Source organism: Cytophaga aurantiaca DSM 3654, from assembly GCF_000379725.1.
GTDB lineage: Bacteria > Bacteroidota > Bacteroidia > Cytophagales > Cytophagaceae > Cytophaga > Cytophaga aurantiaca.
Map to the genome: position 1 here is coordinate 1 of NZ_KB903628.1, position 13960 is coordinate 13960.

At 36.3% G+C, this 13960-nt stretch carries 13 protein-coding genes; 6 read left to right on the forward strand and 7 right to left on the reverse strand.

Annotated elements, in window-relative coordinates; translation table 11 throughout:
* Positions 1 to 268, forward strand: a 268-nt coding sequence (locus A3EE_RS0106300; RefSeq protein ID WP_026209627.1) for a transposase, incomplete at its 5' end; no start/stop codon positions are given.
* A gap of 41 nt (positions 269 to 309) precedes the next feature.
* Here A3EE_RS0106300 and A3EE_RS0106305 read toward each other — a convergent pair.
* Positions 310 to 1380, reverse strand: a complete 1071-nt coding sequence (locus A3EE_RS0106305) for an Ldh family oxidoreductase (RefSeq protein WP_018342592.1) — start codon at positions 1378 to 1380, stop codon at positions 310 to 312.
* A gap of 299 nt (positions 1381 to 1679) precedes the next feature.
* Here A3EE_RS0106305 and A3EE_RS0106310 point away from each other — a divergent pair, with 299 nt between their 5' ends.
* The gene (locus A3EE_RS0106310; RefSeq protein ID WP_157446913.1) at positions 1680 to 3311 is read left to right on the forward strand and encodes a DUF4139 domain-containing protein; all 1632 of its coding nucleotides are present in this window, start codon (positions 1680 to 1682) and stop codon (positions 3309 to 3311) included.
* Between the two features lie 74 nt (positions 3312 to 3385).
* On the opposite strand, the gene A3EE_RS0106315 is transcribed toward A3EE_RS0106310, so the two are convergent.
* Complete coding sequence (locus A3EE_RS0106315) at positions 3386 to 4015, reverse strand: hypothetical protein (protein ID WP_018342594.1); 630 nt, start codon at positions 4013 to 4015, stop codon at positions 3386 to 3388.
* A gap of 327 nt (positions 4016 to 4342) precedes the next feature.
* Between A3EE_RS0106315 and A3EE_RS0106320 the strand changes: the two genes are divergently transcribed.
* On the forward strand, positions 4343 to 6289 hold the full coding sequence (locus A3EE_RS0106320) for a sensor histidine kinase (protein ID WP_018342595.1): 1947 nt from the start codon (positions 4343 to 4345) through the stop codon (positions 6287 to 6289).
* Here the strand turns inward: A3EE_RS0106320 and A3EE_RS0106325 are convergent.
* From A3EE_RS0106325 to A3EE_RS0106340, 4 genes are all read right to left on the reverse strand, one after another.
* Positions 6286 to 6873 (reverse strand): YbhB/YbcL family Raf kinase inhibitor-like protein, encoded by a 588-nt coding sequence (locus A3EE_RS0106325; protein WP_018342596.1) that lies wholly within the window; start codon positions 6871 to 6873, stop codon positions 6286 to 6288. The two genes, A3EE_RS0106320 and A3EE_RS0106325, sit on opposite strands and share 4 nt — an antisense overlap.
* Positions 6874 to 6934: 61 nt before the next feature.
* Positions 6935 to 7942: a HEPN domain-containing protein gene (locus A3EE_RS0106330; protein ID WP_018342597.1), complete on the reverse strand. Its 1008-nt coding sequence runs from the start codon at positions 7940 to 7942 to the stop codon at positions 6935 to 6937.
* Between the two features lie 123 nt (positions 7943 to 8065).
* Positions 8066 to 8809, reverse strand: a complete 744-nt coding sequence (locus A3EE_RS0106335; RefSeq protein WP_018342598.1) for an OmpA family protein — start codon at positions 8807 to 8809, stop codon at positions 8066 to 8068.
* Between the two features lie 27 nt (positions 8810 to 8836).
* Positions 8837 to 9778: a Ppx/GppA phosphatase family protein gene (locus A3EE_RS0106340; RefSeq protein ID WP_018342599.1), complete on the reverse strand. Its 942-nt coding sequence runs from the start codon at positions 9776 to 9778 to the stop codon at positions 8837 to 8839.
* 237 nt (positions 9779 to 10015) lie between these two features.
* Between A3EE_RS0106340 and A3EE_RS0106345 the strand changes: the two genes are divergently transcribed.
* Positions 10016 to 11095, forward strand: coding sequence for a M42 family metallopeptidase (locus A3EE_RS0106345; RefSeq protein WP_018342600.1), 1080 nt, complete (start codon positions 10016 to 10018; stop codon positions 11093 to 11095).
* Between the two features lie 83 nt (positions 11096 to 11178).
* On the opposite strand, the gene A3EE_RS0106350 is transcribed toward A3EE_RS0106345, so the two are convergent.
* Complete coding sequence (locus A3EE_RS0106350; RefSeq protein WP_018342601.1) at positions 11179 to 12207, reverse strand: sulfite exporter TauE/SafE family protein; 1029 nt, start codon at positions 12205 to 12207, stop codon at positions 11179 to 11181.
* A gap of 369 nt (positions 12208 to 12576) precedes the next feature.
* Between A3EE_RS0106350 and tnpA the strand changes: the two genes are divergently transcribed.
* Both tnpA and A3EE_RS0106365 read left to right on the forward strand, forming a co-directional pair.
* Positions 12577 to 13038, forward strand: coding sequence for an IS200/IS605 family transposase (gene tnpA / locus A3EE_RS0106360; protein ID WP_018342603.1), 462 nt, complete (start codon positions 12577 to 12579; stop codon positions 13036 to 13038).
* A 361-nt stretch (positions 13039 to 13399) separates the two neighbouring features.
* Positions 13400 to 13939, forward strand: coding sequence for a hypothetical protein (locus tag A3EE_RS0106365; RefSeq protein WP_018342604.1), 540 nt, complete (start codon positions 13400 to 13402; stop codon positions 13937 to 13939).
* Positions 13940 to 13960 lie beyond the last annotated feature (21 nt).

A 13960-nucleotide genomic window follows, 5' to 3' on the forward strand; every position in this document is an offset into this window, starting at 1 on the left:
TGAACATAGTTCAGGAACAAGCGTAAGAAAACGAACACATGTATCAAGAAAAGCAAATATGCGTATCAAATCAATATTACACATGGCAGCACTGGTTGCTATTCAATCAAATAAAGAAATTACAGAATTCTACGATCGTAAAATAAAACAAGGGAAAGCAAAAATGAATGTTATAAACGCTATTCGAAATAAATTAATACATCGTGTATTTGCATGCGTTAGAGATAATAGAAAATATGAATATATTTATACCAATGCACTTGCATAAACCATAGAAATCCACGGCTGAATATCTTAAGTCTTCAGCCTTTAATCAATAAACGCCACACCCAATTTCGCTGCAACTTCTTTCAAGTCTTTAACAACAGGCGGAAGCAACGGAACACCTTCACTTAAACGTGAAGCTTGAATTTCTCTTTCGGGATCTCCCGGTATCAATACCTGCTCACCTTCTACTGCCGGTGCATTGCGGAATGTTTTGATCCAGTTATCCATATGCGATTTAAAATCGTCTGCCGGTCTGAATGCATCAACACGCATGGCGCCAAAAAAGTGTCCGATCCCCTCACCTACCGGATCCGTAGGCACAGGTAGGAAGCTTACAAACGGCGGTACCCACGGACCATAATTCGCGCCCGATAATACAGCAGAGAATATATCTACAATAGCGCCTAAGCAATATCCTTTATGACTTCCATGCTCGCGGTCGCCACCTAAGGGAAGCAATGCACCACCTTCTTTTAATTCGTGTGCATTCGGAGTTGTTATACCATTTTTATCCTGGATCCAGCCAAGTGGAGCTTCTAGATTCTTGCGTTGTAAAATTTCTAATTTCCCGTTAGCAGCTGTAGTCGTAGCAAAATCGGCCACCATCGGCGGTTCGTCTTTTGCTGGGATCGCCACAGCGATCGGATTCGTTCCCAATAATCTTTTTAATGAATGTGTAGGTGCAACGAGCGGACTTGCATTCGTCATAGAAATACCAATCATATCATGCTCTAATGCCATCATAGCGTGATAACCTGCAATACCATAGTGATTGGAGTTCTTCACGCTTACCCATCCCGATCCAACTTGTTTTGCTTTATCGATTGCGATCTGCATAGCTTTCGGTGCAACCACCAAACCCAATCCGCCGTCGCCATCAACCGTTGCCGTACTTGGCGTTTCGTGTACAATACGCACATTTGGTTTTGCATTGATACGACCCGCTTCCCACAAACGTACATATCCCGTTAATCGGGCTACACCATGCGAATCAACCCCTCTCAGATCAGCAGATAAAAGAACAGTTGTTGCAAGCTGTGCATCGTCCTCGGGACAACCCATGGCTAAAAATACATTTTTGGTAAAAGCGAATAACTCTTTATATGGATACATAGAATTTGAATTAGTGCACAAAAATATACCATTATATGCTTAAAGCCTAAAGCCGAAGGCTTAAAGCTAAAAACTCTAACGCTGTGACAGGCATTTCAATAATTGAGAATTAAAAACAAGCATTTGAATATCAATTATTTATTAAAAATGGTATTTTTATTAAGAGACGCTAGCTTTAAGCCTTCGGCTTTAGGCATTAGGCTTCATTCAAATATTTTTTGAGTACATTCGTTATCACGTTTATAAACCATCATTTGAAAAACCGATCGTGTGGTATTATTCTCAACTTATTGATTCCTATGAAAAAATCCATCTTATTTTTGACTGCCCTACTGAGTAGCATTGTGCTCTTCGCTCAGGAAAACAGCATCACCGCAACACCAACCATTAAACAGGTTACGGTATTTTTAAGTCGGGCGCAGATCGAAACCTATACACCCATATCCATTGAAGCCGGCAAAACGGTGATCCATTTACAAAACCAAACTACCTTTCTGGATCCTCAAAGCATTCAGGTAAGCGGTAAAGGCGACTTCATTATTCTTTCTGTAGAACATGAAACGGATTATCTGAAAAAGACAGAAAAACCTGCGAAGATACAAACGCTGTCAGATTCTATAGATCATTATTCCATGCTGATTGATTTCAATGAACAGATCAATGACGTATTAGTAAAAGAAGAACAAATGATCTTAATGAACCAGAGTATTAAAGGTCAAAACGCAAATTTAACTGCGAAAGAATTATCTGAGATGGCAGATTTTTTCAGAGAACGTTTGGAAGAGATCCGCGAAGAAATCATTGATAATAAAATCTTAATTAGAAAATACCAAACAAAGCTGAACAGCTTTAACAATCAATTAGCAGAATACAATCAAACAGCAAATCAACCGAGCAGCACCATACTGGTTACCGTTTCTGCCAAAGCTGCGCTTTCAGGATCACTCACTACAACGTACATCACACGTAATGCAGGCTGGTATCCATTGTATGATATCCGTGCGAAGGATACAAAATCGCCTGTTCAATTGGCGTATAAAGCGCAAGTGATTCAGAATACAGGATATGACTGGAAGAATGTAAAGATCGTTTTGTCTACAAGCAACCCAGCCGTAGGCGGTAACAAGCCGGAGTTGAGTAATTGGTATCTGGATATTTATGATCCTTCAGTTGCTAAAGTTCGTACACCCCGATATAGAAACGAAGATTATAACTACGAAAAAAAATCAAGTGAATCTGCAGCATCCTCCGCATGGAACAGCAAGGATGTGCAGGCTCCTCAGGCCGGCACGGTTGCAGAATATACATCCGAAGTTGAAACAACATTGTCTGTTGAATTTGCGATCGGTTTGCCTTATACTGTTTTATCCGGCGGCAAAGGACAACAGGTAGATATTAAAAACATTGATCTGCCTGCCGACTACCAATATGCAGTTGTGCCGAAACTTGAGCTTTCAGCGTTCTTATTGGCACGTATTACGAAATGGGATACCTATAACATCCTTTCGGGAAATGCGAACATTTATTTCGAAGGTACTTTTGTAGGCAAAACATTTATTGACGCATCAAACACCATGGATACGTTAAGTATATCCTTAGGCCGCGATCCACGCATTGTTGTAGAGCGTAATTTGATTACCGATTACACATCTAAAAAAATGATCGGCACCAATCGTAAAGAAGAATACGGATACGAGATCGTTATCCGCAATACAAAAAAAGAAGCTATCACGATTGTGATAGAAGATCAATATCCGATCTCACAAAACAGCAGTTTAGAGGTTGAATTGATCGAATCTTCCGGTGCTGTAGTTGATGCAACAAAAGGCAAACTCACCTGGAAACTAGACATCGCATCTGCTGAAACAAAAAAACTGATCTTAAAATATTCAGTTAAATATCCGAAGGATAAAAAGGTACAGGGTTTGTAAGCCTCTCATCATATGCAAAAAAGGCGGTATTGAATGAATCAGTACCGCCTTTTTTATTAAAAAATAAATTGCAATTAACTACCCGTTCTGTAGCGGATAGTAATAAGTTTTGTGTCGATTTTACCAACAATTGAAGCTGTTTTAGAAGAAGAAGTATATGTATTGGCTACATTGATCGTATAATCTGCTTTTAACCTTCCAGTGGTTAAATCAAATGTTACATTTGAAACCGTCATATCTCCGGTTGTGGGAACCGACTGATCAACATTGAATTTTGTAATAGATGTTGCTGTTGAATCAACAAAAATGGATGAATGTAATGCAACCAATTTTAATGCTTGCGTTAAATCACTTTTTAAGATAAACGTAATGTCTGTCTGTTTATCTTCATCTCTCACACTTCCATTCTTATCTGCTTTGACCAGATGTATTACATAGTTGCCATTTTCATTTACATAATACGTAGCGGCTTCCAGATCCAGTTGGTGATTAAATTGTTTTGAAAAAAATACGTTATCAGAAGTTTTACTTACGATGGTACCTGAAATAGATCCGTTTTCAGGATATAGATCAGATCTTGTAACGCTTACAACAGTCGTTGTATTATTAGTAGTTGTTGTGTTAGCAGGACTAACGGCTTCGCCTTTTTTACAGGACAAAAAAATTGCAGCAAGTGCAAAAGAAACATAAATCATTTTTTTCATAGCTTTTATTATTGGTTAAAAATTTAAAGGTTCGAAAGTATCTAAATCGTCCATAAAAAATAAATTCCGAAGAATAAAGTTTGATAAAGTTTAACGTTTGATAAATTATATTGCTTAACTTTTATCAATGGTTAAGGTCAGCACCGTTCAACCCTCGATTTCGGCCTGAAACTTGCCAGACAAAATAAAAACTATTTCGGTTTATATATGTAAATGTTAATCCCCTATTCGCATATACTATTAAATACAAATAGGGGTTTATTACGTATATTACATTAAAGGATGATTTGACTCATTGTGAAAGACAAATCATCTCTATTAGGCTATATGATCAGAAGTTTTTCCATATTTTATATTTTCTGCTTTTTTATCGGATTTTCCGCCGAAGCACATTATTACATACCCCTTAATACGGATCAAAAACAGTATGCTATTGAAAGTCGTTTTGTAGAACAGCTGGAAGACTCAAGTGCATCCTATACCATTGAACACGTTACATCAGATGCTTTTAAAAATCAGTTTAAAGCATCCGGAGAAACGATGCTTCGAAATAATAATAGAAATGCTGCCTATTGGTTCAAGTTCAATATCATTAACACATCTGCTAAAAATCAGCAATGGTTGATCGAGTCTTTTAATTTCAGATTGAATGAGATCACATTTTATGTAAAAACAGATAGCGGTTTTACAAAAGTTGAACAAGGCGATATGCTTCCGTTTCAAAACCGTTCAATCGGCCATAAAAATTTCGAGTGTATACTCCCGAATTCCAGCGATACCATTCAATGCTTCATACGAATAAAAACAAAACAGCCTGCAAGCTTTGAATTGTTCGTTCGCCGGATCGATACCTTTACCTCGTATGCCATCGGCGAATATTTTTTACTTGGCATCTTCTACGGCACCATAGGTATTGTAGCGTTGTTCAGTTTGTTCATGCTCTTTGCATTCCGCAGACCCATATTCTTATACTATTCGTTGTTCTTAACCGGATTTGGAATCTTTTTTATGTGTCAGGACGGTACAGGTTTTCAATATTTATGGCCCAACTTTCCGCTATTAAACAGTCATTCGATCGAGATATCTCGACTGATCATGCTTATACCTTATACCTTATATTTTTGCGCATTCTTAGATATCAGAACCAAAATGCCCGTGGTATGGAAATTCATGATCACATGGATCTTTCTTCGAATAGGAATTGCTCTTATCATTGATAAAAGTGATTTTTTTCTGGAGTTACTGATGTATTTCGATTATATACCTTTCATTGTAGCTTATTTCTCTGCCATCTATGCATACATAAAAGGATATAAGCCCGCATTGTTTTTCGCAATCGGATTTTCTGTTTTATTAAGCGCATTCATTATTAATTCGCTGCGCGTTGCCTGTATTGTCGAATCAAATATTTTCACAGCATATTCCTTAAATTTCGGAGCTGTGATCGAGATTTTATTTTTATCACTTGCATTAAGTTCGTGGCTGCGCCAATTAATTCAGGAGAAAGCATTGACCGAAAAACTAAATAAAATGCTGGAAGAAAGAGTTCAGGAACGAACCACTGTTCTTCAAATTCAGAACAGCATTATCAATGATAAAATAGATGAATTGGATACCATATTTTACAGGCTTTCGCATGATATTAAAGGTCCGTTGAAATCTATTATTGGCTTGGCGAATCTGGGCATTATTGATCCTTCGGATAGAGAAAATTATTTCAAAATGATCCAAAGCAGTGCAATCAATTTAGATAATATCACATCTGATTTTGTGCTTCTTTCAAAAGTTCAGAAATACAATATGCTGGATCTTTCAGAAATTAATTTTGAAGCAACGATCCATAAAGCACTGGATCAGCTGAAAGATTCTCCCGACTTAAATGCTATTTCGATCAACACTGACATTCATCAATCAACTATTTTCTACTCGCATCAGGAAATTATCGATCTGGTCTTTTTGAACATTATTGATAACGCTATTAAATATAGAAAATGGAATGCTGCGGATTCAAGATTGGCAATCACTATTGAAGCAGATAAAGAAAAAGCAATTTTAACATTTGCAGATAACGGCGTTGGTGTAATAGCAAACAACGATCATAGTATATTTGATATGTTTTATCGCGAGGGCCGAAAAGATGGGATTACAGGCACAGGTTTAGGCTTATACATTGTCAAAGTTTCTCTACAAAAAATAAATGGCGCAATAAAATTCCAGACCAACGCAGATGAAGGAGCAACATTTGTGATAGAAATTCCCAACATGATGCATTAATAGATACCTATCAATTCGCCATACGCTAATATCTTATCTTTCATCGCCTGCATCACTTCTTTTTTTGTTGGCTCCGTCAATTGCAATGTTGAATCTGAAAGCGCATAAACCCTGAAAAAATAACGGTGTTTACCCAAAGGAGGTTTAGGGCCTTTGTAATCCAGCGTACCTTTAAAATTTTTACCGCCTTGTATTTCTGTCATACCAAAATCTTTAGTTGTCATACCTGTCCACAATCCATTCATAGTAACAGGAATATTATACACGACCCAATGATCGATCGTAAGCAGTTTCAATAAGGGTGTTGGACCATCGTAATCCGTACACAACACCACAAGCGACTTTGTACCTGCAGGAAGATTGAACCAGTGCAACTCCGGAGACAGCTCTTTTCCGTCCCCGGTGAACTCAATAGGGATCTGACCATTCTGAATAAAATTCTTTGAAGCCAATTCGATTGTCTTGGGAATTTTTGCATGGTAATTAAACTCCTCATTTTGTTGAATGGCAGTATAGATAAAGCGGCCAACAACCGCAAGCGAGATCAAAAGCAGAATGGATAGGGAAATTTTTTTAATTAACATTATATAATATATTTTACTATGAATTTGTCCAGATTCTTTAAATCAATTAAAAACAAAATTATTATTTTTCAGTAGGCGTAACAATTTCTGAACTGTCAAATCCAAGTGTTAATTCTAGTAGGAATTTTTCTAATTTTTCTCCATTATCTTTTCTGTAAAATTGATCAAAGTATTCCTTTTCTTGTATTTTAATTAAAATTCTACGAAGTATATTGTCTGATTTTTGACTATACTCTGAAATTTTTTTAAAATATTTTTCACTTATGCTTGATCCATGAGTCACTGAAGAACGAATAGAATATATACTTTTTATATCATTATAGAGAGCTATTCTTTTTTGAGGTTCAGTCTCTAAAAAATATGCGATTCGTTCTGAAAGTTTATGAGTAAGCTCTGCTGAATTAGTTGAAAATAAACATTCATAAGCAGAACAATAATGAGTGATTTTAATTCCTAAATCAACTTGTTGTCTAGCAGTTTGAAGAAAAACTAAACTTCTACTTATTCGTTGAATCTCTGGAACAATCGCAGTTTTTCTATTTTTAAATTTACTAAAAGGTTCAACTAGGGAATTTTTTCCCCACGAAATTATTTGTTCAACTTCACTTATCTGAAAAGTTGATATACAATTATCTCCTGTAGAGGTATGAGAACCTCCTGTTATCCAGTTACTGTTAATACATGAATCATGGTATGGTAATTCAATAAGAGATGGTTTAATATAAGGGTATTCGGAAAAACCCAACATAATATTTATCGAATGATCTTTTATTAACCACAATTCATTAATAATCATTCTACAGTTAACAAGAAAATCACACAAAAAATCATCTGCATTTTCAAACGATATTTCATCGTGAGATATTTTATAAAAAACAGCATTTGCATCAAGCAAAGCATTATACTCTATATTCCCAATTGCATTATGCAATTTATCTGTCATTAAAGAATATATATGAGATTTATTATTCGTTAAATAAATACCACCTCTGATATTTATTCCTTCTCCTAAATCTCCTAAAATCTTCAAATTGAAAATTGCTGTTATATATAGTACACGCTCTTTCAAAATCACTTATTTTATAATTATGAATTAAATACCCATTTCCTATCCTTCTATCCGTTCATCATCGCATATAATATACCTTCTTTCAATTAATAAGTAGATATCATTATCGTGCCAATCCACTTTTTATTCGGACATTTTAATCTCTAATTCTGACCATCGCGGTAAACACAAACCTATTTTAAAATTTACGCATCGATTATAAGCATGTTCCTCGTCGTTTTTGGGTTTGTCGATCGGACGGAATTTTTTATTTGTAACAAATAGTGTAAAATTCATTGCATTGTTTTTCATCAATACTTCCTTAACTACCCTTGCTCTATTCTTTAGCAATTCAGAGCCCTTCTTTTTTTCTAACACATCTATGGTTGAATGTACTTCCACATTGAAGCAATGGGTTGAATCATCCATTAACAACAACGTTCTTTTTATTTCTTTCAATTCATACAATGCGGTAGAATCCAACGCATAAGAATTTTCTGCGAATAAAATTGACCTTATAATAAGTGGGCATCTGCTTACTCCCTTTGGATCAATTATTATTTTTATGGAATCTTTCAATTCATCTGCATAAAAAACTCCGCCTTTAGGTTTATAGCCCACTGCCATTGGACGCACTTTAAATATTAGATCAATCTTAGGCAAATTCAAATACAATCCTTCTTTAGGAACAGCGATGCTATCTATCTTATGATAATAGGTATCATAAATAACCAGACTTGAAGCAATGTTTTGTTCAGGAATGCTATACGTAACAGACTGGAAATAAATCCGCACATCTGTTGGCTTCAAGACCGTATCCTGAGCAGCAGATTTTGTAATTGAAATTGCGCTAAAAATAATCAGCGGAATATATTTAATAAGCATCATTTATAATTCATAATTTATAATTATAAGTTAACTCCCCACCTTTTCCCCATCCAGCATGGTATACAACACGCCTTCTTTTAAAGAATACGTTGAGACCATTACCGTATTCGTTTTGATGAGCTGCAGCACATGTTCGATCAAACAGATCGCTACAACAACCATATCCGCACGCAACTCAATCATGCCGGCAAAACACAGACGTTCTGCACGTGTGCTACGTACCATCTGATTTCGAAGACGTTTAAAATCTACCAACGATAATAAATAGCTTGTTTGATTTTCAAGCAGAATTTTTTCTCTATGATATTGTATGTTCATTTCAGCAAGGGTATCAAAGGTGCCGGAGCAGCCAATCAACTGCGTAGGTTTCCATTTTTTAATTGCTTCATCCAAAGGAACCAGTACCTCATCAAAATAATTGTGCATGGTTACTCTGTCTTCTTCACGCATTGGATCGTGCATGTGAAACCGTTCGATCAAACGTTGTCCACCGATCTCGAAACTCTGCTTCCAGAGAATTTCTTTTTCATTACCAATTATAAACTCCACACTTCCACCACCTATATCCATCGCAAGAGAGATTTTTTCCATCGGCACAGCCTGCTGTACTGCTCTAAAGATCAACTCTGCCTCACGTTCTCCATCTATAACTTCAACATCAATATTTACTTCCTTTTTGATCCGATCAATAAACTGCTGTTTATTTTTTGCCGTACGCACGGCACTTGTGCCCGTAGCAATCACATGCATAACCTTGTGTGCATCCAGCACGCCTCTAAAAGCACGCAAGGTTGTTAATGCACGGTCCATCGCTTCTTCCGTAATGATACCTTTATTGATCCCACCTTTCCCCAAACCAACTGCCGATTTTTCATTCACTACGGTTACCGGTTTTTCATCTATAATATCTGTAATAAGTAAATGGAACGTATTCGTCCCCATATCAATTACTCCGATGCGCTGCGACATATTTCCAAACGGTTAAACGTTAAAAAAACTACATATACTTTTACGCATAATCTTTCCGAACATATAAAAAAGTACAGCTGAATTTAGGATTTTTTATGAACCGAATTTAAATATATTAATTATCAATTAGTTAAAATCATACTATCGGTTCACTAAACGCTATTTTTCGTACAAAAATGCCTTTTTTACCACTGCGCTATGTATATTCGTTGTACCAAATTTAAAATCAACTTATACATGAGCATCATAAACGATTCAGGCGAACAATTTTTACATACGTATTTAAACAACGCTGCCCCAACAGGTTTTGAATCTTCCGGACAGCAAATCTGGCTGGACTACATTCGTCCGTATATCGATTCGTACTTTACAGATACGTACGGAACTGTTGTGGGGGTGATCAATCCGGATGCGCCATACAAAGTAGTTATTGAAGCACACGCCGATGAGATCTCCTGGTTTGTAAATTACATTACAAAAGAAGGCTATATATATGTTCGCAAGAATGGCGGATCGGATACCATGATTGCTCCTTCGAAGCGCGTAAACATTCATACAGACAAAGGTATTGTTAAAGGGGTGTTTGGCTGGCCTGCTATACACGTACGTGATGAAGAAAACGACAAGCCTGCTACCATAAAAAATATCTTTATTGACCTAGGCTGTTCTTCCAAAGAAGAAGTTGAAGCGAAAGGTGTACACGTAGGTTCTGTGATCACGTTCGAAGATGAATTTATGATCTTAAACGAACGTTACTACTGCGGTCGCGCGTTGGATAACCGCATCGGTGGTTTTATGATTGCAGAAGTTGCACGTTTATTAAAAGAAAATAACAATCAGCTTCCGTTCGGTTTATATATTGTAAATGCCGTGCAGGAAGAGATCGGATTGCGTGGAGCTGAAATGATTGCTCACCGTATCAAACCGGATGTTGCCATTATCACAGATGTTTGTCACGATACACAATCTCCGATGTACAATAAAATTACAAGCGGAGATCTGTCTTGCGGCAAAGGTCCTGTATTAACCTACGGACCGGCAGTACAGAATAATTTATTGCGCATGATCATTGAAACAGCAGAGCGTAAAGAAATTCCTTTTCAACGTGCTTCTGCAACACGTGCAACGGGAACCGATACAGACGCTTTTGCATACTCTAACAGTGGTGTAGCTGCAGCATTGATTTCTTTACCGTTAAAATACATGCACACAACTGTTGAAACAGTAAGCAAAGCTGATGTTGAACAGGTGATCAAAATGATCTATGAATTCCTGGTTCAATTGCCAGCGGATCACGATTTCAGATATATGAAATAGTTGCCAGTAGCTAGGTGCTAGTTGCTAGACAAAAAGTAAGATCCACCTCTTCGGACTACCATTCTGAAGAGGTGTTTTTTTTTTTAGATATCATGCTTAGTCAGCTTACCTTTTTCATACACATATACTTCGTAGTAATGCTTATTGACACCATATACTTCTTCCAGCACAACCTTGTCTGCAGATTGAGAAAATTGTTCTACAAGCTTCTGCTTATCTAATGGAAGATCTTTTAATTCAATCGGATATTCCATTTCAAACGAACCGTCTCCGTATTCAAAATCAATTTGAAACGTACGCTTCCTCCATTGCATTTTTGTTTCAATGCTTTTGTCTTCTGTAACGTATGTAACATGTAATTGATTTGCATCAATGATATTTTTTGATGCATTTAAAAACATAAACATTCCTGAAAGAACCATTGCCAGATATCCTGTCTTTTGAAATATATTTTCACTGATGTATGGCAATACGCGTTTTATAAGAACGGAAGAAAAAATCGCTCCGATCGCAATAATGATCCCCAGACTCATTACTTTCATCGTAAGCAAACCAAAAGAAATATAAAGACACAATTTTATCAGATGCAGCAATAATTCATTGGCTGCCCGTGTTGCAATGATTTCATCCTTACTCAATCCATAACGCAAATAAAATCGATTGAATAATAAACCTACTGCTCCTGTCAATCCGGATACAAAGCCTGCTACAAAACCGATCAGCATTAAAATGCTTTTAGGCATAGTTGATTCATTTTCTTTTTTTACAGGTTTTACAAGGAATGTAAGATTGGACAATAAAAAAAGTCCCATGATCCATTCCAGATAAACCGGATTGATATACGTAAGTAACCAGGCCCCGAGCCATACCGCCGGTGTCGCAGGCGGAACAAAGCGTGCTACAATTTCCCAGCGGATACTTCTATAAAAAACAGCAATACGGGATACAGAACTGGTTGCAGTTCCTATGGATAAAGCCGCGGGCACCTGCGCCCCGGGTAATAAATATCCCAATAATGGAATTAATATAAAACTTGCGCCGCCGCCACAAACTGAACTTAATGCAAACGCAAGCACCGTACAAACGAATAATATAGCTCCTGGTAGTATCATATATTAAATCTCCGGGAGAATTCCGGAAAGATTTGGGATTGTTCTATTTCAAATTTATTTTCATTTAAAATATATTTTAAAGATTGGCATAGATATATCGTCCCTATGAGACTTGCGCATTTCATGATATCTAATTGTTTACTAAAGATATTTAATCCCTCACGGAATAATGCGATATTTTTTAACATATGTATCTTTCAGCAAGCGATATTTTTGGGTACAATTGTATGTCATAATCAATTGTATGATGCCATTCTACAATTACATTTTCAAATTTGACATTTTAAAATCCCTTTAGGGATTAAATATCTGTAGAAAAAAAACAAATCAATTTTATTCATACAAGTCCCATAGGGACGATATATTTTTATGGCTAATACATATGCTCAACTTTACATTCAGACAATTTTTGCTGTTAAATACAGAGAAGGTACAATCGCATCTTATTGGAAAGATGAATTATATCAATACATAACAGGCATAGTCAGAAACAACAAACATAAACTAATTTCTATTAATGGAATGTCTGATCACATCCATATATTAATCAGCATACATCCTACACAATCTGTTTCCGATTTAATTCAAGAAGTAAAAGCAAGTTCCTCCAAATGGATAAACGATAAGAAATTTATCAAGGGACGATTTGAATGGCAATCTGGATATGGCGCCTTTTCTTACAGTCGTTCACAAATTAAAGTAGTTGCTGCATATATTGAGAATCAGGAAAAGCATCACGCTAAAAAGACCTTCAAAGAAGAATATATTGAGTTTCTTCAAAAATTTGAAATTGAATATGATGAGAAATTCATTTTTAAAGATTTGATATAATATGTCGTCCCTACGGGACTTTTACATCTAGTGGTTCGTAATTGTTTGCTACAGATATTTTGTCCCTAATGGGACAAATGCTTTTTAAAATCGCATCTTTTTCCAGCATAGAAGATGATTACAAACTAATTAGATATTATTTCAGATTTCATAATCCCGTAGGGATTAAATATCTGTAGAAAATTAATATCCATTTCCATTCGCATAAGTCCTGTAGAGGCGATATATACACAAATAGAGTCATTTTGAAGGGCATAGCAATATTATTGAACCACAGCATTATCAACTCCCTTTCTTTACAAGTTTTTAGTATCTTTAATCTTTAAAGGATATAATTCCTTAAAATAACAACGATCTCAATATGCGTACATTCATATTCATTGCATTACTTATTCTGGCACCCATGATGGCGGCCCTTTATGGTTTCATTCACGACCAGATAACGTATAGCATTTCAGAAGAATTCTTTACCAAATTCAGATTTGAACATTACGATTTTCCACATGCATGGCATCCGCGTGCCAGAGCCGGCATGATCGGCATTCTGAATGCATGGCAAACAGGAATTCCTTTTGGAATCATCCTTACAGCGGTTGGACGAATCCACACGAACACGCATAGATTACTAACCTATACAATCTATACCTATTTGCTGACATTCTTTATGTCGTTTGCTTTTGCGATCCTTGCTGAATACATTCCCGTTTCCTCTGAGGCTATCGGATTTAAACAGACATTGCCTGCAAATATCTTAGACCCCATTGCTTTTCAACGTGTTGTTCAAATTAACAATTTCGGATATGTTGGCGGAATCATCGGAGTATTGATGGGCATTGGCCTGCATATATTCTTATATAAAAGAGATAAAAACAAAGCACTTGGAACTTCTGCCAATGCTTAATACGTTTACTAAGGAAATTCA